The organism is Stenotrophomonas pavanii, from assembly GCF_900101175.1.
In the GTDB taxonomy this organism is placed as follows: domain Bacteria; phylum Pseudomonadota; class Gammaproteobacteria; order Xanthomonadales; family Xanthomonadaceae; genus Stenotrophomonas; species Stenotrophomonas pavanii.
On the sequence record NZ_FNFQ01000014.1, the window covers coordinates 21,831 to 41,795 of the forward strand.

The following is a 19,965-nucleotide window of genomic DNA, read 5'->3' on the forward strand; positions in this document are numbered from 1 at the left end:
CGGGGTCTCCGCAGGACGGCAAAAAACCGATGGTAGGCCCGTGCGGCCGGGGCTGCCAAGGCCATCGGTCATGGCCGTGATCGAGCAGCCGCCAGAAAAGGCAAACCCCGCCGAAGCGGGGTCTGCGGTAGTGCCGGCCGCTGGCCGGCATTGCGTTGGCGTTGCCGGCCAGCGGCCGGCACTACCCTTCCCTTACGCCTTGGCGTACTTGCCGGTGCGGTAGATCAGCCAGCCGACCAGGAACAGCACGGCCAGGCCGATCCACTGTGCGCCCGGCAGGTGGAACGGCACGGCCAGCACGTCGGCGCGGCTGCTGACCACGATCGGAATCGCGATGGCGATGCCCATCAGCGCTTCGCCGGTGATCAGGCCAGCGGCGAACAGCACGCCCGGCTTGTGCACGCGGTCGCGGCCTTCTTCGTCATCGGCACGCACCTTGTGGAAGCGCTCGACCAGGTGGGCGATCAGGCCGCCGAGGAAGATCGGCACCATCAGCTCCAGCGGCAGGTAGATGCCGATGGCGGCGGCCAGCACCGGCACGCGGAAGCGGGCGTTGCGCGCCTTCAGCCAGCTGTCGAAGGCGATGATGGCGGCACCGACCACGGCACCGATGCCGATGAACGTCCACGGCAGTTCACCACCGAACAGGCCCTTGGCCACCGAGGCCATCAGGTTGGCCTGCGGCGCAGCCAGCGCGTTGGGGTGCAGCTCGGACTTCACGCCGATGCCGTAGGCGGTGGCCAGCAGGTTCAGCACCGGGGCCATGATCAGCGCGCACGAGAACGCGCCGATGCCCAGCATCAACTGCTGCTTCCACGGGGTGGCGCCAACGATGTAGCCGGCCTTGAGGTCCTGCAGGTTGTCACCACCGACGGCGGCGGCACAGCACACCACCGCGCCGATCATGATCGCGGCCACCGCACCCAGCGGCGCACCGCCGGCACCGACCGGCTTGAGGCCATCGGCGCCCAGCAGCACCACCAGCACGGCCGAAGCGAACAGGATGGTGGAGATGGTGATGCCCGAAACCGGGTTGTTGGACGAGCCGATCAGGCCGGCCAGGTAGGCCGAGACCGAAACGAACAGGAAGCCGGCGACGATCATGATGAGGGTCATCGGGATCGACACGTGCCACTGGCCGACGATGGCCTGGTACAGGGCCAGCAGCGGCAGCACGAAGACCACCAGGGCGACCAGCATCCACTTCATCGGCAGGTCGCGCTCGGTGTGCGCCAGCACCGGGCCACCGCTCTTGCGGGCCGCGGCGAAGCCGCTCTTGACGCCGTTGAGCAGCGACTTGCGCAGCGAGATCAGGGTCCAGATGCCACCGATCAGCATTGCGCCGACGCCCAGGTAGCGCATCTTCGCGCCCCAGATGGCGAACGCGGCCTCGGTGGACGAGGCGGTGGCGACCGACGCGGCCAGTGCCGGATCGGTGTTCATGAAGAACGCCTGGTAGATCGGAATGGCGATGTGCCAGGTGAGGATCGAGCCGGACACCACCACGATGCCGACGTTGAGGCCGACGATGTAGCCCACGCCGAGCAGTGCCGGCGACAGGTTGGTGCCGATGAAGGCGGTGACCTTGGAGCTGCCAACGTAGGCCGAGGTGGCCCAGGCATCGGGAATCAGGCGCATGCCGCTTTCCGCGGCCAGCTTGACGAAGGCACCGATCACCGCCGACAGGCCGAGGATCTTCAGGCCCGGGCCCGGGTTCTCACCGGCCTTGAGCACTTCGGCTGCCGCCTTGCCTTCCGGGAACGGCAGCGGGTCTTCGACGATCATCGAACGGCGCAGCGGCACCGAGAACAGCACGCCCAGCAGGCCGCCGAGGCCGGCGATGCCCAGCACCCACCAGTACTTGAAGTCCGGCCAGTAGCCCATGATCACCAGCGCCGGGATGGTGAAGATCACACCGGCGGCGATCGACGAACCGGCCGAGGCGCCGGTCTGCACGATGTTGTTCTCGAGGATGGAGCCACCGCCCAGCAGGCGCAGCACGCCCATGGAAATCACCGCGGCGGGAATGGCGGTGGCGATGGTCAGGCCTGCGAACAGACCGAGGTAGGCGTTTGCGGCCGACAGCACCACCGCCAGCACGATGGCCAGGGCCACTGCGCGGAAGGTGAGCTGCTTGGGCGCAGCGTCGTGGTTCATGGAAGCCCCTGCTGGCAAAAAATCCCTGCCACGCTAGCGTTCAGGGCAGATCAAGTCCAGCGTGCCAAAGGATGGGGCGGCCGCCGCAGCGCAACGGCGCGGTGCGTGGCCCCGGAATCGGCAGACCCGGCAAAGTCCGGCTGGGATCGCCGCAATTGATATGTTATATCTTAATGCTGCCCTGTCGTTGCCGCATCGCATGCCCCCTTCCTCCCCTTCCCGCCTGGCCTCCATCGACCAGCTGCGCGGCACCGTCATGTTGTTGATGCTGCTCGACCATGTGCGCGAGACCTTCTTCCTGCAGCACCAGGTGAGCGACCCGATGGACGCAGCGACGGTCTCCCCTGCGCTGTTCGCCTGCCGCCTGCTGGCCCACCTGTGCGCCCCCGTGTTCGTGCTGCTGACCGGGCTGTCGGCCTGGCTGTACGGCCAGCGCCAGGCGGATCCGCGCGGGGCCACGGCCGCGTTCCTGCTCAAGCGCGGGCTGTTCCTGGTGGTGCTGGAGCTGACCCTGGTGAATTTCGCCTGGACCTTCCAGCTGCCGCCGCAAACGCTGTACCTGCAGGTGATCTGGGCCATCGGGCTGAGCATGATCGCGCTGGCCGGCCTGCTGTGGCTGCCCCGCCCCGTCCTGCTGGCGGTCGCGGTCGCGGTGGTGGCCGGGCACAACCTGCTGGATGGTGTGCGGGTGCAGGGCAACGGCCTGCTGGCGGTGGTATGGAAGGTGCTGCACCAGCGTGACTGGATCGAGGCCGGCACGCTACGCCTGCGCACGTCCTATCCGCTGCTGCCCTGGATCGGGGTGATTGCGCTGGGCTACCTGATGGGGCCGTGGTTCGGCCGCGAGCGCGCGCCGGAGCAGCGCCAGCGCTGGCTGCTGTGGGCGGGCGTCGGCGCGCTCGCCCTGTTCGTGCTGCTGCGCTTCGCCAACGACTACGGCGATGCGCCCTGGCAGTACCAGGCCACCACGCTGCGTACCTGGCTGAGCATCTTCAACGTCACCAAGTACCCGCCGTCCTTGCAGTTCCTGCTGCTGACCCTGGGGGTGGGACTGTTGCTGCTGCGGCTGTACGAATGGCCGCCGCTGGCGCGGGCACTGCAGCCGCTGGCCGATATCGGCGCCGCGCCGATGTTCTTCTACCTGCTGCACCTGTACGTGTTGAAGGGGCTGTACCTGGCCGCGTTGGCCGCGTGGGGCCCGACCCAGGGCACGCTGTATGCGCTGGATTCGGTCAGCGGCCTGCTGCTGGTGGCCTGTGCGCTGGCCGTGGGGCTGTACCCGCCGACGCGGGCCTTCGCGCGGTTCAAAGCGCGAAGGCGCGATCTGCCATGGTTGCGATACCTGTGAGCGGCGGCCGCCGGGGAAGCGCGATCCCTGCATGGCGTGGATCCACCAGCGGCTGCCCGCCCAGGCCCGGAGGCCTATAATCGCGCCCTTTCCGCTGTCCCTGCCGTCGATGACCGTTGCCGCCTCCGCTTCCGACGACTTCCTGGGCCATCCCAAGGGCGTCTACGTCTGTTTCTTCACCGAGATGTGGGAGCGCTTCTCCTTCTACGGCATGAAGGCGCTGCTGCTGCTGTACCTGACCAAGTACCACCTGTTCGGCGACAAGGCCGGCCTGGACCTGCTCGGTGCCTATGGCGGCCTGGTGTACTGCATCCCGGTGTTCGGCGGCATGCTGGCCGACCGCTGGCTGGGCATGCGCCGGGCGGTGCTGTTCGGCGGCATCCTGCTGGTACTCGGCCACCTCGGCATGGCCTTCGAAGGCCACGCCGCGTACCGGGTGAACGGCGAAGTGGTGCGCGACACCTCGGCGCTGGCGGTGACCTACCTGTCGCTGGCGCTGATCATCATGGGCGTCGGCTTCCTCAAGCCGAACATCTCCACCATCGTCGGCAAGCTGTACGCCAAGGACGACCCGCGCCGTGATTCGGGCTTCTCGCTGTTCTACGCCGGCATCAACCTGGGCGCGCTGTTCTCTTCGCTGGTGTGCGGCTTCCTCGGTGAGGCCTACGGCTGGAAATACGGTTTCGGCGCGGCCGGTATCGGCATGCTGGCCGGCCTGGCGATGTTCCTGTGGGGCCAAAAGTACCTGCAGGGCCATGCCGAACCACCGCAACCGGCGGCACTGAAGCAGAAGGTGCTGGGCCTGCCGCGCGAATGGCTCATCTACCTGTGCGCGGTGCTCGCTGTGCTGCCGGTGGCGTGGCTGATGTGGGCTGCCGGCAACGGCGCGTTCGCGCTGGGCGGTGAAATCAGCCTGGCGCTGATGCTGATGGTGGTGGTGCTGGGCGGCGTGCTGGTCTGGTTCGCCTGGTTCACCGGCACGAAATGCACGCCGGTGCAGCGCCAGCAGATGATCGCGCTGATGGTGCTGATCTTCCTGGCGCTGGTGTTCTTCACGATGTACGAGCAGTCCTACGGCTCGTGGGTGACCTTCACCGACCGCCTGCTGACCAAGGACATCGTGCCCGCGCTGGTGATCACCGGCGGCACGCCGCTGCCGTGGTCGATCCTCTCGCTGCTGCTGGCACCGCTGGGCTTCGTGGTCAGCGCGCGCCTGTCGGAACGGCGCCCGGGTTCGGCCGCACCGCGCGCGTTCTTTGCCGCCATTGTCGTGCTGATGCTGGTGCTGCTGGTGCGCGACTGCCTGGTGATTCCGCAGACCGCCGGTTCGCTCACCTATCTCGGCGGCCTGTTCCTGGTGCTGCTGGCACCGGCCTTCGCCGCGCTGTGGACCTGGATGGACCGCCGTGGTTGGGAACCCGGCAAGCCGGTCAAGTCGGCCTGGGGCCTGGTGATTGCCGCGCTGTCGTTCGTGCCGCTGGCGCTGGCTGCTCAGCAGGTCGGCGCCACCGGCGAGATGGCCAGCGTGTGGTGGCTGGTGCTGGCCTACTTCCTGCTGGCCAGCGGCGAGATGTGCCTGTCGCCGGTCGGCCTGTCAGCAGTGACCCAGCTGGCCGTGACGCGGGTGATGAGCCTGATGATGGGCACCTGGTTCCTGGCTACCGCGTTCTCGGAAACGCTGGCGGCCCTGTTCGGCAAGCTGGCCGCGATCGAGGTGCCGGAAGGTGAATCGCTGGACATGGTGGCTGCCGCAGGCGCCTATGCGCACCTGTTCTGGCTGCTGATGTGGATCGGGCTGGGTTGCGCGCTGGCCGCCTTCCTCGCCGCGCCGCTGCTGAAGAAGATGATGCACGGGGTGAAGTAACCCGCGCACATGTGGAAAACCAGGGCGGCGGAACGATCATCCGCCGCCCTGTCAGCTCAGGGCGCCTTGTCCTTGCCGGCCGCGGGCGCGGTCGTCGCGGTCTTGCCCCCCAGGCTGCGCGCCAGGAACGCCAGCAGCTTGTCGTAGTACTCGCTGCGGTGCGCCTCGGTGTAGAAGCCGTGGCCTTCGGTCTTGTAGTACAGGCTTTCCACCGGCGTGCCGGCGCGCTTGAGCGCCGCTTCCATGCGCTCGGTATGCTGGATCGGCGCGCGCTTGTCTTCGCCACCGGCGGCCAGGAACACCGGCACCTTGATCCGTTCGGCCAGGTTCACCGGGGACACCGCGCCCAGCTTGGCCGGGTCACCCAGCCATTCGCGCAGGTAGGTCACGCCTGAGCCGCGGTCCTGGATGTCGCCGCGGGTGTACATCATCGGCAGATCGTAGACACCCACATAGCCGGCCGCGCACTGGTACAACCCGGGCTCGCGCGCGGCCCCCATCATCGCCGAGTAGGCCCCGTAGCTGGCACCGTAGATGCAGATGCGACGGCCGTCGGCGATGCCTTCGCTGATCGCCCAGCGGGTGGCATCGGTGACATCATCCTGCATCGCCGCGCCCCACTGCTGCGCACCGGCCTGGGTGTGGGCCCGGCCGTAGTTGCCCGACCCACGGAAATTGACCTGCAGCACGGCATAACCGGCGGCGGCCAGCATCTGGGTTTCGCGGTCGTACTGGCCGGAATCGAAGATGTCGAACGGGCCACCATGCGGCATCACCACCATCGGCAGGTTGCGGCCGTTGCTGCCGGCCGGCAGGGTCAGGAAGCCGTGCAGTGGCAGCCCGTCGCGGGCCTTCAATGCAATCGGCTTCACGCTGGCGCTGCGCTCGACGTCGATCCAGTCGCTGCGGCTGATCAGATGGTCGGCCTTGCGCGCCACGGTGTCGTACACGTAGAAATCGCCCGGGTTCGAGCCCGACCACGTTTCCACCAGCACGACGCGGCCGTCGCGGGTGCTGGAGGTGATGTAGACGGCGCCCCCGAAGGCGGCTTCCAGGCTGCGATACAGGCGTGCCTCCGGCGACTTCTCGTCGAAGAACCGGGTACGTGGCGTATCGCCCAGATAAAGCGCGCCGACCGGCACATGGGTGCCAGGGCGATGGATGATGCGGTACGGATTGACCACCTCGTCGCGCAGCAGCGTGGCGCGCTCGCCGGTCTGCGGGTTCCAGCTGACGATCGCATCCGGGCCCTGGGTCTGCTCGACGTTGAGGTAGGCCACGCTGTCATCGGCCGAGAAGCCGAGGGCGGTTTCGATGCGCTTGCTGACGGCCTCGTCGTTGATCAGCTTCCAGGTGTCGCCGCTGCGTTCGCGGAAATACAGCTTGTTGACGTTGTCGCTGCCCGAGCCGTGCACGAAGCGCACTTCGCCGGCGCCATCGGTGGTGAATTCGCCGCGCCGTACCGGCGAAGACGCCACCCGCGAGCGACGACCCGTGGTCACATCCATGCGGTCGACGCGGGTGAACGGATCCTCGGCCAGCGGCCATACGGTCACCAGCACGTTGCGCTCATCGCCCGGCAGGTCGTCGGCCAGGAAGGCGGCCACCGCTTCGACCTTCTTCGGCTGGATGCGGGTTCCCGGGCCGTTGCTCTCCACGCGGTAGCCCACCAGCAGTTCGCCGCGATTGCCGTTGGCATCGATGGCGTAGAGTTCGCCGGTGGGATTGGGCTGGTCGAGCGAGCCCCACTTCTGGGCCAGGCCGATCAGCAGGCGCTCGTTGCTGACCCAGTCGAATTCCTGCGCGTGGTTGCGGCTGGGTGGCCGGAAACTGCCGACCATCTGCTTGTCCGTCAACCGCAGCACGGCGATCGCGGTGGCGTCCTCCATCGGCACCGTCGCCGCCACATACTCGCCCCCCGGCGAAATCTTGATATCGGTGAAGCTCTCCCGACGCAGGTACTGCGTCAGGTCCACCGCCCCCACGCTGCCTGCGGCAACGCCCCCGATGACGGCCAGTGCGGCCGCCAGAATCGTCCTGTGCATCCTTCCCCTGCTCCTGTGGACACCTTGTCCTGGTGGCCGATTCTAGGCAGGGCCATGGGTTTCCCGCCAGAGCCGGAAAAGACGACGGCACCGTTGCCGGTGCCGTCGTTGCCACTACCTTGGAGAGAGAGTCAGGACGTGGGTTCGGGGGGCGTGCGCCGGGTCAGTGGACCCCGCGCACCGCCAACATGAGGGCCAGGATGCTGAGGATCACCGCGATGGTGCCGTCGAGCACGCGCCAGGTGCTGGGCTTGGTGAACAGCGGCGCCAGCAGGCGCGCGCCGAGGCCCTGCGCGGTCAGCCACAGGCAGCTGGCGGTGACCACGCCGGCGGCGAAGGCCATGCGGGCGTTGCCGAAGTTCTCGGCGATCGAGCCGATCACCATCATGTCCAGCCAGAAGTGCGGATTGATCAGCGAGAAGCCGACCGCGGCGATCAGCACCGCGCGGCGGCTGCCGTCGTCGCTCTCGGCGTCGCCCATGCCACCGCCACCGGCGATCGCACGGCGTGCCGACTTCATCGCATACCAGGCCAGGAAGGCCACGCCGGTCCACAGCACGGCGCTGGTCAGCCACGGCAGCGCCGAGGTGAGCGTGCGCAGGCCGGCCACGCTGGCGAAGATGAAGATGGCATCGATGGCCGCGCAGGTGGCGACCACCGGCACGATGTGCTTGCGCAGGATGCCCTGGCGCAGAATGAAGGCGCTCTGGGCGCCGACCACGGCGAACAGGCCGATGCCGGTAGCTGCACCAGAGAACCAGGCACCGAGGCCGGTGCTGGCGGAGATGACCGAGAACATGGGATTCACTGCCTTGTATTGCTTGGGGGGACGGTGCCTCGCGAAGGCGGACAGCACCGGAACGGGCGCCATTGTCGCGCCGCAACATGAAAAAGACGAGCTAAACTTTCTAAACCAACATTAGCGGAGCTTAATTCGATGCGCATCGATCATGCCCAGCTGCGCGCCCTGGCCGCAGTGATCCGCGAAGGCAGCTTCGACCGCGCCGCGCAGTCGCTGAATGTCACGCCGTCGGCCATCTCGCAGCGGGTCAAGGCGCTGGAGGACCGGATCGGCCGCCTGCTGGTCAAGCGTGGCACCCCGGCCACCGCCACCGCCGAGGGCCAGTTGCTGGTGCAGCTGGCCGAGCAGACCGCCCTGCTGGAACACGATGCGCTGCACCGCATGGGCCTGGCCGATGAGGACCTGCCCCAGGCCAGCATCCCGGTGGCGGTGAACCACGACAGCCTGGAAACCTGGTTTCCGCAGGCCGCCTACCAGTTCGCACAGACCACCGGCACCACCCTGGACCTGCGTGTGGAAGACCAGGACCACACGGTGGAGCTGCTGCGCCAGGGCACGGTGCTGGGCGCGGTGACCACGCTGGACGAGCCGGTGCAGGGCTGCCAGATCCATGCGCTGGGCAGCATCCGCTATGCAGCGACCTGCACCCCCGAATTCCGCGAACGCCACTTCGCCAAGGGCGTGACCGCGCAGGCGCTGGCACAGGCGCCGGTGCTGGTGTTCAACCGCAAGGACGAAATGCAGTCGCGCTTCGCCCGGCGCATGGCCGGCGACGACCTGCCCAGCACCGCACCGACCTGGTGGATTCCGTCCACGCGCGCCTTCGTGCAGGCCAACCTGGGCGGCATGGGCTGGACGATGAATCCATTGCCGCTGGTCAAGCGGCACCTGGACGCCGGGCGACTGGTCTACGTGCGCCAGCGCGCGTGGGAAGACGTGCCGCTGTACTGGCAGCACTGGAAGGGCGACGTGCAGACCATGGCGCTGCTGACCCGCGCCGTGCTGGACGCCTCCTCGGCACTGATCCGGCGCAAGCGCTGACGCACAGCGCAAAAAGGGGACGGAGGGGATTAAGTCGCTTTAGGCCGATACGACATCCAAGGCAAATGCGACTTAATCCCCTCCGTCCCCTTTTTCCACACCGGGTCCATGGGTGATGCGGATACTGATCGGCCGATCATCGAACGGGTCTGACTCGGGCGCTGCCTGGCCTTGCCCGACGCTGTCTGCGACGGGGCCGCGAAAGGTCGGATGCTGCGTTGCATCAAAAACGGACCGGTTCCGGTTAGAATCACCGGTGGATGTTGCAAGGCGTTGTTTCTTCACGCCCTTTCCCTGCCCCACGCGCATCCTGACCCCTTCCCCTCCGCCAACGATCCCGCCCCCATGAAGAAATTTGGCAAGGCTCTTCTCGCCCTGCTCGTGCTGCTGTTGCTGGCCGCCGCGCTGTTCCTGTACTGGCCGCTGACCCAGCGCTCGGTGCCCGCCGCCAGCAACGACAAGCCCGTCGATGTTGTGCTGGTCGGCGCCGGCATCATGAGCATCACCCTGGCCACCTACCTGCAGGAACTGCAGCCGGACTGGAACATCCAGGTCTACGAACGCCTCGACGGCGTCGCCGGTGAAAGCTCCGATGGCTGGAACAACGCCGGCACCGGCCACTCGGCGTTCGCCGAACTGAACTACACCCCGGAACTGCCCGACGGCAGCATCGAGACCAAGCGCGCGGTCGGCATCGCCGAATCGTTCGAGGTCTCGCGCCAGTTCTGGTCGCACCAGGTCAAGCAGGGGCGGCTGAGCCAGCCCAGCGACTTCATCAACCCGACCCCGCACATGAGCTTCGTCTGGGGTGATGACAACATCGCCTACCTGCACAAGCGCCAGCAGGCGCTGGTGAAGAACCCGCTGTTCTACGGCATGCAGTACTCCGAGGATCCGGCGCAGATCAGGCAGTGGGCCCCGCTGCTGATGGAAGGCCGCGATCCGAAGCAGAAGGTTGCCGCAACCTGGATGCCACTGGGCACCGACGTCAACTTCGGTGTGATCACCCGCCAGCTGACCAGCGGCCTGCAGCGCAGCCCGAACTTCAGCCTGCACCTGAACCATGAAGTGACCGCGCTGCGGCAGAACGCCGACAAGAGCTGGAACGTGACGGTGAAGGACCTCAAGGCCGGCACCGAGTCCACCACCCACGCCCGCTTCGTGTTCATCGGTGCCGGTGGCGCCGCGCTGAAGCTGCTGCAGATGTCCGGCATTCCGGAGTCGAAGGACTACGCCGGCTTCCCGGTCGGTGGCCAGTTCCTTGCCTTCCAGGGCCAGGACGTGACCTCGCGCCATGGCGTGAAGGCCTACGGCATGGCCGAGACCGGTTCACCGCCGATGTCGGTGCCGCACCTGGATGCACGCAAGCTGGACGGCAAGCCGGTGGTCCTGTTCGGGCCGTTCGCGCTGTACAGCACCAAGTTCCTCAAGCATGGCTCGTGGTGGGACCTGTACTCGTCGGTGAACCACAACAACGTCGGCCCGATGCTGGAAGTGGGCAAGGACAACCTGGACCTGGTGCAGTACCTGATGGGCCAGGCGCGGTTGAACGATGCCGACCGCCAGGCCGAGCTGGTCAAGTACTTCCCCAATGCCAAGCCGGGCGACTGGAAGCTGGTCACCGCCGGCCAGCGCGTGCAGATCATCAAGCGTGATCCGCTGAAGGGCCCGGTGCTGCAGTTCGGTACCGAGATCGTGACCGACAAGGACCACACCCTTGCGGCCCTGCTCGGTGCCTCGCCGGGTGCGTCGACCTCGCCGCCGATCATGCTGGACCTGATGGCCAAGGCCTTCCCGGAGCAGATGAAGGCCGGCTGGGAAACCCGCCTGCGCGAGATCGTGCCGTCGTACGGGCGCAAGCTCAACGACAGCGCCGCGCTGGTGAACGAGATCCGTACCCTGACCAGCCAGACCCTGCACCTGCCGTACCTGGAGGTGCCGGTGGATGCGAACGCCGCATCGCCCAGCCCGGCCGCCGCGGCACCACCAGCGGCCCCGGCGCCGGCCAAGGAAAAGCGCAATGCCAACGAGGAACTGCAGGCGCTGTAAGCCGGCGCGTTCCCCGTGATGCAGGCAGGCGGCCACCTTCGGGTGGCCGTTTGCGTTTGTGCGGCAACGGGATCCGGCCCCGCCAGCGGCGCAAAGCGTGGCAGCTCCCCCGGAATGAAGCGAATTGTAATGTTGTTGGGAATTATTTACATTTGCATCCTGCGCGGTAACCGCGCGTCTCCCGGATGAACCTGACCGTGCCCGAAGCCGCCGCCCCGGGTGCTGGACGACTGTTGCCGCCCTTCCCCGACTCAACGCTTCGAGCCCATCATGTCCCTGACCTTCCGTAACCGCCTGCCCCGCCGTGCGCTGCTGCCGGCCGCTTTGCTTGCGTCGATGGCCCTGCTGGCCACGGCCAGCGCGTTCGCCGCCGCCGACGGCACGGCCGACGCCAAGACCCTGGACCGGGTCAGCGTGCGTGCCGAGCAGTCGGCTCCGCCGGCCAGCACCACGCGCCTGCCGATCACCCTGCAGGAAACTCCGCAGTCGGCCACCGCGATCAGCCTGCAGCGCCTGCAGGACGAATCGCTGTTCAGCATCAACGACGTGTTGCGCAACGTGACCGGCGTCAGCGTGTCCTTCTATGACACCCAGCGCCCGCTGTACTACGCACGCGGCTTTGCCATCACCGACTTCCAGGTCGACGGCATTCCCACCTACAGCGGCTCGACCAACCAGGAATACGACACCGCCTTCTACGACCGCATCGAAGTGATCCGCGGTGCCAACGGCCTGCTCAGCGGCGCCGGCGTGCCGTCGGCCACGGTCAACCTGCTGCGCAAGCGCCCCGGCAAGGAATTCGACGCGTCGTTCTCGGTCAGTGCCGGCAGTTGGGACTACCGCCGCATGGAAGCCGACGTGACCGCGCCACTGACCGATGACGGCCGCTTCCGCAGCCGCGTGGTCGCCGCCTATACCGATCGCGGGCTGTACTACGACCGCTACAACGAGAACAAGATGGCCGGCATGGCGGTGCTGGAAGGCGATGTCACCGACAGCACTACGGTCACCCTTGGCTACCAGACCCAGGACAACAACCCGACCGGCTCGACCTGGGGCACGGTGCCGTTCTTCGACAACCAGGGCAACTTCGCGCACCTGCCGCGCGAGACCAACCTGTCGCCGAAGTGGAGCTACTGGAAGCGCGAGAGCAACACCGCCTTCGCCAACCTGGAACAGCGCTTCGGCGACAACTGGCTGTTGAAGGTCAACACCGCCTACACCCGCGGCAACGTGCAGAACGTGCGCCTGTACGGCACCGGCAACCCGGACCCGGTGACCGGCGCGGGCATCTACCTGCGCGCGGCCGCCGGCGATTCCAAGGACACCCGCCGTAATGTCGATGCCTACCTGACCGGCAGCTTCCCGCTGTTCGGCCGCGACCACGACCTCACGGTCGGCGCGCAATGGTCGGACCTGGAAGGCACCACGAACACCGTGGCGCTGAACTTCCCGACCGACTGGGCCCGCTGCGGCAGCGAACGCTGCTACTACATTCCCAACGTGCACAGCTGGAACGGCGACATCTCCGAGGTGACCTACACCCGTACCGGCGCACGCCGCGTGGCCAAGACCACGCAGAGCGGCGTCTATCTGGCCACCCGCCTGCACCTGGCCGATCCGCTGTCGCTGATTGCCGGTGCGCGCCTGAGCCGATGGGAAACCCTCAGCCGGTCCTACAACGCGGCGGGTGCCTACACCGGCACCAGTGGTGCCTACAAGGTGAGCGATGAGGTCACCCCGTATGTGGGCCTGGTCTATGAGATCACCCCGAACGTGTCGGCCTATGCCAGCTACACCGAGATCTTCAATCCGCAGAACTACAAGGACCGCAACGAGAACCTGCTGGCGCCGGTGCAGGGTTCGAACCTGGAAGCGGGCATCAAGACGCAGTGGTTCGAGGGCCGCCTGACCGCCAATGCGGCGGTGTTCGAAGCCAAGCAGGACAACTACGCGGTGCGTGACATGGGGGTGCCGGAAGGCACGCTGAGCGACGGCAGCTCGGCCTACATCGGCGTCAACGGCACCAAGGCGCGCGGCTGGGAGATGGACGTCAACGGCGAGATCCTGCCGGGCTGGACGGTCAATGCCGGCTACACCCACGTCAAGGTGACCCGCGCGGCCACCGACCTGCTGTACGCCAATCCGCCCAAGGACCTGTTGCAGCTCAACACCCAGCTGCAGCTGCGCGGCGCGCTCGAGCGCCTGAGCGTCGGCGGTGGCCTGCAGTGGCAGAGCAGAGTGCAGGGCTACAACATCGCCTACCCGCTCGGCGGCACGGTGACGGTGAACCAGCCGGCGTACACCCTGGTGCAGTTCAACGCCAACTACCGCATCAGCGACAACTGGACCGCGACGCTGAGCGTGCGCAACGCGCTGGACAAGACCTACTGGGCCAACCTGGACTACAACAACTACGGCGAGCCGCGCTTCGTGTCGGCCAGCCTGCGCTGGAAGTTCTGAGCGACTGGAAAGGGCCGTGCCGGCCGCTGGCCGGCTCCCCGTCCTCCCGCATCGCGTGGAGCCGGCCAGCGGCCGGCACTACCCGGATCCCTGAATGGGCCCGCCTCGCGCGGGCCCTTCCTTTTGCTGCACTGCAGGTTGCGCCCGCCCTCATAATTATGGCGTAATTATTTCACCACCCATCGGAAGCCGGTCGATGAACCCGAGCTGGGATACGTTGGAACGCAGTCGCCAGACGCGCCTGGAACGGGCCGCGCCGTGGGCCCGGGGACGCAGCGTTGCCGCCAGCGACATCGGCGACCTGCTGCATGCGCTGCTGGAACCCGGCGACAAGGTCTGCCTGGAAGGCAACAACCAGAAGCAGGCCGATTTCCTCGCCCAGGCGCTGGCCGACCTCGACCCGGCGCGGGTCCATGACCTGCACATGGTGCAGTCGGTGCTGTCCCTGCCCTCGCACCTGGATGTATTCGAGCGTGGCATCGCCTCGAAACTGGACTTCTCGTTCTCCGGCCCGCAGTCCGTGCGGCTGGCCAACCTGGTGGCCGAGGGGCGCATCCAGATCGGCGCCATCCACACCTACCTGGAGCTGTTCGGCCGCTACTTCATCGACCTGACCCCGCGCGTAGCGCTGGTCGCAGCACAGGCCGCAGATCGCCACGGCAACCTGTACACCGGGCCGAATACCGAAGACACCCCGGTGATCGTCGAGGCCACGGCGTTTGGAGGCGGCATCGTCATTGCCCAGGTCAACGAGATCGTCGACACCCTCCCCCGCGTCGATATCCCCGCCGATTGGGTCAACTTCGTGGTGCAGGCGCCGCGTCCCAACCACATCGAACCGCTGTTCACCCGCGACCCGGCGCAGATCTCCGAGATCCAGGTGTTGATGGCAATGATGGCGATCAAAGGCATCTACGCCGAGTACGGCGTCAACCGCCTCAACCATGGCATCGGCTTCGACACGGCCGCCATCGAACTACTGCTGCCCACCTACGCCGAATCACTCGGGCTGAAGGGAAAGATCTGCCAGCACTGGGCGCTCAATCCACATCCGGCGCTGATTCCGGCAATCGAATCGGGCTTCGTGAAGTCGGTGCATTCCTTTGGTTCCGAACTGGGCATGGAGAAGTACATCGCCGCACGCAGCGATGTGTTCTTCACCGGTGCCGATGGCTCGATGCGCTCCAACCGCGCGTTCTCGCAGACCGCCGGCCTGTATGCCTGTGACATGTTCATCGGCTCGACGTTGCAGGTCGACCTGCAGGGCAACAGCTCCACCGCCACCCGCGACCGCATCGCCGGGTTTGGCGGCGCGCCGAACATGGGCTCGGATGCACGTGGTCGCCGCCATGCCAGCGACGCCTGGATCAAGGCCGGCCAGCAGGCCGCGCGCCCGGGCGAGATGCCGCGCGGGCGCAAGCTGGTGGTGCAGATGGTGGAGACCTTCCGCGAGCACATGGCACCGGCCTTCGTCGAACGGCTCGATGCCTGGGAACTGGCCGAGCGCGCGCAGATGCCGCTGCCGCCCGTGATGATCTATGGCGACGACGTCAGCCATGTGCTGACCGAGGAAGGCATCGCCAACCTGCTGCTGTGCCGCACCCCGGAAGAACGCGAACAGGCGATCCGGGGCGTGGCCGGCTACACCGCAGTGGGCATGGGCCGCGACCGCGCGATGGTGGAGAACCTGCGCGACCGCGGCGTGATCCGTCGTCCCGACGACCTCGGTATCTCGGTGCGCGATGCCAGCCGTGACCTGCTGGCGGCGCGGTCGGTGAAGGACCTGGTGCGCTGGTCCGGCGGCCTGTACGACCCGCCCAAGCGCTTCCGCAACTGGTAAGGGGCTGAGCATGGAAACCCTCGACTATCGATTCGACGGCCGCACCCGCGTGCAGTTCCCGCACGATGCGGTGCTGGTGGGCGTGCTGGCTTCGGGCAACCTGGAGATCCTGCTGGAGCCTGTGGCACAGGAGGGTGCGATGACCGTGCGCATCATCACCGCTGCGCAGGGCTTCGGCAGCATCTGGCAGGCGGTGATCGCCGACTTCGCGCACCGCCATCCGCTGTGCGACGTGCGCGTGTCGATCAATGACGCCGGTGCCACCCCGGCGGTGGTCAGCCTGCGCCTGGACCAGGCCGTGGAAACCCTGCTGGCCGGAGGCAAGCCATGAGCCACGTACAACGCCACAGCTATTACGAAGCCGATGCACGCGAACGCATTGCCGGGCTGGTCGACGCGGGTTCGTTCCGCGAGTTCCTCGGCCCGGCACGGCGGATGACGAGTCCGCACCTGGCCCAACTCGACCAGCCCGCGGCGTTCGACGACGGCATCGTGGTCGGCGAAGCCACGCTGCGGGGCAAGCGCGTGCTGCTGGCCGCACAGCAGGGTGCATTCATGGGCGGCGGCGTGGGCGAGGTGCACGGCGCCAAGCTGACCGGGCTGCTGCGCCGCGCCGCCGACACCCGGCCTGACGGCGTGCTGCTGCTGCTGGATACCGGCGGCGTGCGCCTGCACGAAGCCAATGCCGGGCTGATCGCCATTTCCGAAATCATGCGCGCCACCCTGGGTGCACGCGCTGCCGGCGTGCCGGTGATCGCGCTGATCGGCAGCGGCAACGGCGCCTTCGGCGGCATGGGCATCGTCGCCCGCTGCTGCACCACGGTCATCATGTCCGAAGAGGGGCGCCTGTCGCTGTCCGGCCCGGAAGTGATCGAGACCGTACGCGGCGTGGAAGAGTTCGACTCACGCGATCGCGCGCTGGTCTGGCGCGTGACCGGTGGCAAGCACCGGTACCTGATCGACCAGGCGCAGGTGCTGGTGCCCGACACCATCGCAGCGTTCGCGCAGGCCGCAGCCAATGCGCTGCAGCCCGACACCAGCAGCAGCGATACCGACACGGCGCTGAGCGCCCTGCAGGCCCGCCACGCCGCGTTGAAGGCTCGCGTGCAGGCCTGGGGCGATTGCCGCGACGGTCTGGAGATCTGGGCCCGCCAGGGCATCGCCGAACCCGAGCGGCTGCCAGTGTTGGACACCGATGCCTTCCTCGCCGCCACCGCTGGCCGGAGCCTGCCATGACTGCACCGCTGCAGACCCTGTTCGATGCGCTGTTCCCTCGTGGGCACGCCATTGCGGTGGACGATTCGGTACTGACCGGCAGCGCAGCCACCGACGATGGCGAGGTGACCGTGATCGGCACCACCGACCGCATCGAGGTCGGCGTCGACCATGCGCTCGTCCTGGCCGAAGCCGTGCTGGCCAGCACCGCCGCGCACCCGCAGCGGCCGATCGTGATGCTGGCCGATACCGCCGGCCAGCGCCTGGCGCGGCGCGATGAGCTGCTGGGCATCAATGGCTACTTTGCACATCTGGCGCAGACGCTCGACCTGGCGCGCCGGCGTGGCGCGCGCCTCGTCACGCTGGTCTACGGCGAATCGGTCAGCGGTGGCTTCCTGTCCTTCGGCCTGATGGCCGACCACATCCACGCCCTGCCCGATGCGCAGGTGCGGGTGATGGACCTGCGCGCGATGGCACGGGTGACCAAGCAGCCGCTGGAGAAACTGCAGGCGCTCAGCCAGAGCTCGCCGGTGTTCGCCCCGGGCGTGGCCAACTACGTGGCGATGGGCGCGGTGGAATCGGTGTGGGAAGGCGACCTTGCCCAGCACCTGCTGCGGGCCCTGCGCGCGCCGGTCGAAGGCGACCTGCGCGCCGCACGCGGCGCTCAGCGCGGCGGTCGCATGCTGGCCGCACGCGTGGCCGCAGCCGTGAGCCAGGGCGATGCCTGAGCGGCTGCCCCGCCATACGCTGGTCTGGCTGTCAGCGTACGCCGGCTGGCAGGCAGACATCGCCGCGCATGAACCGCGCTTGGCCGCCTGGTTTGCGCAGGGCCTGCCGGCCATCGTCGCCCGGCGTGCCGCCGACGATGCCGATCCCCGCCTGCGCCTGGGCGTACCGCTGCCGCCCGCCGAGGGCAAACTGCGCCTGGCCCTGCGCGTGCCTGCACACGATGTGCTGCGCACTGCGCCACCACCGGCGCTTCAGGCGGTGCTGGAAGGCGACGTGGTGCAGGACTGGCAGCGCCCCCTGCAGGCACTGCAGGACATCGCCGCGGCGCGCGTATTCGGAGCCTTCGCTTGGCAGCACCTCACTGGACTGCACTATGTGCACGCGCGCTCGGACATCGATCTGCTGTGGCGGATCGATACCACCGCGCAGGCCGACGCCCTGGCTGCAAGGCTGCAGGCATGGGAAACGCGATACGGCCGACGGGTCGATGGCGAACTGTGCCTGGCCGACGGCGCCGCCGTGAACTGGCGGGAATACGCGGGGCGCAGTCGCGAGGTACTGGTCAAGCGCCCGGCCGGCGCCGCGCTGGAACTGCGAGAGTCCGTATTCGCCGCTGCCGGGGTGAGCGCATGAACGCCGTCGCGCAGCCGACTGCCCGGCCGGCCGCCGCCGTGGACTGCGCGCGCCTGGGGCGCCTCGCCGTTGCCAGCCTGCATGCAGAACTGGCCCTGGCACCGAAACCGGGACTGGTCACGCCGTTCGACCGCGGCAGCCATCACGACATGGATGCGCGTACGTTCCTGCGCAGCCTGTTCGCGCTGCGCCACTATTTCACCGCCGTGGCCCGCCTCGGTGCAGCCGGGGCGGACTTCGAGGCGATGCGCCGGTGTGGCATTGCCGCCGAAGCCGCGATGCTGCGCGCGACCGGCGGCATCAACACCCATCGTGGCGCGGTCTTCAGTCTCGGCCTGTTGGTGGCGGCCGCCGCGGCCTGCCGCTCCCGCTTGGGCCATGCGGCCACCGGTGAGCAGGTCTGCCTGGAAGTCCGTCGCTGGGCTGCGGACTTCGCACGGGCACCGCTGGATGCAGGTAGCCCGGGCCAACGTGCGCGCGCCCTGCACAAGGTGCCAGGCGTGCGCGAACAGGCCACCGCCGGCTACCCGCTGTTGCGCGAGGTGGCGCTGCCGGTCCTGCGCGATGCACTGGCCAATGGGCTGGCGCGCGAGGCCGCGATGTGTCACACGCTGATGCAGCTGGTCGCACACACCGACGACCTCAACCTGCTGCATCGCGGTGGTGCTGAAGGCCTGCGCTGGGCGCAGCAGCAGGCCCGTCGTTTCCTGGCCGAAGGTGGTGCCTTCGCACACGATTGGCGGCCGCGCCTGCACGTCATCGCCGACGCCTTCGTTGCACGCCACCTCAGCCCCGGTGGCAGCGCCGACCTGCTTGCCTGCAGCCTGTTCCTGCTGCAGCAGGAGGGCACATGAGCCTTGCCCTGCTCTGCCCTGGACAGGGCGCGCAACATGCGGCGATGTTCGATCGCGTGCGCGACGTTGCTGCTGCGCGGCTGGTGCTCGATGCCACGGACGAACTGCTGGGCCGCGATGCATTCGCCGCCGCGGCGGCCGACGACCGCTTTGACAATGCGAAGGCGCAGGCGCTGCTGTGCGCGGCCAGCCTGGCGCACTGGCAGGGCCTGCGCGAGGCATTGCCAACGCCGACAGTGATCGCGGGCTACAGCATCGGGGAGTTGGCCGCGCATGCCATCGCCGGCAGCTTCGACACCACGACCTGCCTTGCCCTGGCCGCGCAGCGCGCGCGGCTGATGGATGCCGCCAGTCCGGATGGTGCCGGGCTGCAGGCAGTCCTGGGGCTGGACCGCATTGCCGCGCAGCGCCTGTGCGATGCGCACGGCGCGTTCATCGCGATTGCCAATGGTGATGACCACTTCATCCTGGGGGGTGCACGGCCGTCGCTACTCGCCTTGGCGGCAGATGCACAGGCGTTCGGCGCGGAAATCCGTCCGTTGCCGGTCCATGTGCCCGCGCACACGCCGCTGCTGGCCGGCGCGGTGGCGTCGTTTGCCGCCGTGCTCGAAGCAGCGCAGATGCGGGCACCACGCCTGCCCCTGCTGGCCGGCATCGACGCGCGACCGGTGCGGGATCGCACAACGGCGGTCCACACGCTGTCGGCGCAGCTGGCGCAGACCATCGAATGGGCGCAGGTGATGCGCCAGGCCTTCGAGCGTGGCGCGCGGGTGTTCCTGCAGCTGGGCCCGGGCAACGCATTGGCGCGCATGGTCGCGCCGGCCTATCCGTGCTGCGAGGTACGCGCGGTGGAAGAGTTCCAGAGCCTTGAAGGCGCCGCGGCCTGGGTCCGCAGTGCGCTGCAACGGCGGCAGTAACGGGTTCG

At 67.9% G+C, this 19,965-nt stretch carries 15 protein-coding genes; 12 read left to right on the forward strand and 3 right to left on the reverse strand.

Features of this window, described 5'->3' with window-relative positions; genetic code table 11:
• Positions 1–192: 192 nt before the first annotated feature.
• Positions 193–2,157, reverse strand: a complete 1,965-nt coding sequence (locus BLS66_RS18970; protein WP_049465191.1) for an OPT family oligopeptide transporter — start codon at positions 2,155–2,157, stop codon at positions 193–195.
• A gap of 199 nt (positions 2,158–2,356) precedes the next feature.
• Here BLS66_RS18970 and BLS66_RS18975 point away from each other — a divergent pair, with 199 nt between their 5' ends.
• Positions 2,357–3,505: an acetyltransferase domain-containing protein gene (locus tag BLS66_RS18975; protein WP_049465218.1), complete on the forward strand. Its 1,149-nt coding sequence runs from the start codon at positions 2,357–2,359 to the stop codon at positions 3,503–3,505.
• A 109-nt stretch (positions 3,506–3,614) separates the two neighbouring features.
• Positions 3,615–5,369 carry a peptide MFS transporter gene (locus BLS66_RS18980; protein ID WP_074726536.1) on the forward strand — a complete coding sequence of 585 codons (1,755 nt, stop codon included), beginning with the start codon at positions 3,615–3,617 and terminating at the stop codon, positions 5,367–5,369.
• Positions 5,370–5,425: 56 nt separating this feature from the next.
• Here BLS66_RS18980 and BLS66_RS18985 read toward each other — a convergent pair whose 3' ends face one another.
• Together BLS66_RS18985 and BLS66_RS18990 are read right to left on the reverse strand one after the other, a co-directional pair.
• Positions 5,426–7,414 (reverse strand): alpha/beta hydrolase family protein, encoded by a 1,989-nt coding sequence (locus BLS66_RS18985; protein WP_074726537.1) that lies wholly within the window; start codon positions 7,412–7,414, stop codon positions 5,426–5,428.
• Positions 7,415–7,577: 163 nt separating this feature from the next.
• A complete protein-coding gene (locus BLS66_RS18990; RefSeq protein ID WP_074726538.1) occupies positions 7,578–8,213 on the reverse strand; it encodes a LysE/ArgO family amino acid transporter in 636 nt (211 codons plus the stop codon).
• Between the two features lie 138 nt (positions 8,214–8,351).
• On the opposite strand from BLS66_RS18990, the gene BLS66_RS18995 reads away from it, so the two are divergent.
• From BLS66_RS18995 to mdcH, 10 genes are all read left to right on the forward strand, one after another.
• Positions 8,352–9,257 carry a LysR family transcriptional regulator ArgP gene (locus BLS66_RS18995; RefSeq protein ID WP_049416399.1) on the forward strand — a complete coding sequence of 302 codons (906 nt, stop codon included), beginning with the start codon at positions 8,352–8,354 and terminating at the stop codon, positions 9,255–9,257.
• 345 nt (positions 9,258–9,602) lie between these two features.
• The gene (mqo, locus tag BLS66_RS19000) at positions 9,603–11,306 is read left to right on the forward strand and encodes a malate dehydrogenase (quinone) (protein WP_057494155.1); all 1,704 of its coding nucleotides are present in this window, start codon (positions 9,603–9,605) and stop codon (positions 11,304–11,306) included.
• Between the two features lie 270 nt (positions 11,307–11,576).
• On the forward strand, positions 11,577–13,769 hold the full coding sequence (locus BLS66_RS19005) for a TonB-dependent siderophore receptor (protein ID WP_074726539.1): 2,193 nt from the start codon (positions 11,577–11,579) through the stop codon (positions 13,767–13,769).
• A gap of 196 nt (positions 13,770–13,965) precedes the next feature.
• A complete protein-coding gene (gene mdcA, locus BLS66_RS19010; protein ID WP_074726540.1) occupies positions 13,966–15,609 on the forward strand; it encodes a malonate decarboxylase subunit alpha in 1,644 nt (547 codons plus the stop codon).
• 10 nt (positions 15,610–15,619) lie between these two features.
• Positions 15,620–15,940, forward strand: a complete 321-nt coding sequence (mdcC, locus tag BLS66_RS19015) for a malonate decarboxylase acyl carrier protein (RefSeq protein ID WP_074726541.1) — start codon at positions 15,620–15,622, stop codon at positions 15,938–15,940.
• Positions 15,937–16,845, forward strand: coding sequence for a biotin-independent malonate decarboxylase subunit beta (locus BLS66_RS19020; RefSeq protein ID WP_074726542.1), 909 nt, complete (start codon positions 15,937–15,939; stop codon positions 16,843–16,845). Before mdcC ends, BLS66_RS19020 begins: the two co-directional genes overlap by 4 nt.
• Entirely contained in the window at positions 16,842–17,552 is a 711-nt protein-coding gene (gene mdcE / locus BLS66_RS19025; RefSeq protein ID WP_053462438.1) for a biotin-independent malonate decarboxylase subunit gamma, read from the forward strand. The genes BLS66_RS19020 and mdcE overlap by 4 nt, the downstream gene beginning before the upstream one ends.
• On the forward strand, positions 17,545–18,186 hold the full coding sequence (gene mdcG, locus BLS66_RS19030) for a malonate decarboxylase holo-[acyl-carrier-protein] synthase (RefSeq protein ID WP_053462437.1): 642 nt from the start codon (positions 17,545–17,547) through the stop codon (positions 18,184–18,186). The genes mdcE and mdcG overlap by 8 nt, the downstream gene beginning before the upstream one ends.
• Positions 18,183–19,040: a triphosphoribosyl-dephospho-CoA synthase MdcB gene (gene mdcB, locus BLS66_RS19035; RefSeq protein WP_053462436.1), complete on the forward strand. Its 858-nt coding sequence runs from the start codon at positions 18,183–18,185 to the stop codon at positions 19,038–19,040. The genes mdcG and mdcB overlap by 4 nt, the downstream gene beginning before the upstream one ends.
• The gene (gene mdcH / locus BLS66_RS19040) at positions 19,037–19,957 is read left to right on the forward strand and encodes a malonate decarboxylase subunit epsilon (RefSeq protein ID WP_074726543.1); all 921 of its coding nucleotides are present in this window, start codon (positions 19,037–19,039) and stop codon (positions 19,955–19,957) included. Before mdcB ends, mdcH begins: the two co-directional genes overlap by 4 nt.
• The last annotated feature ends 8 nt before the right edge of the window (positions 19,958–19,965 follow it).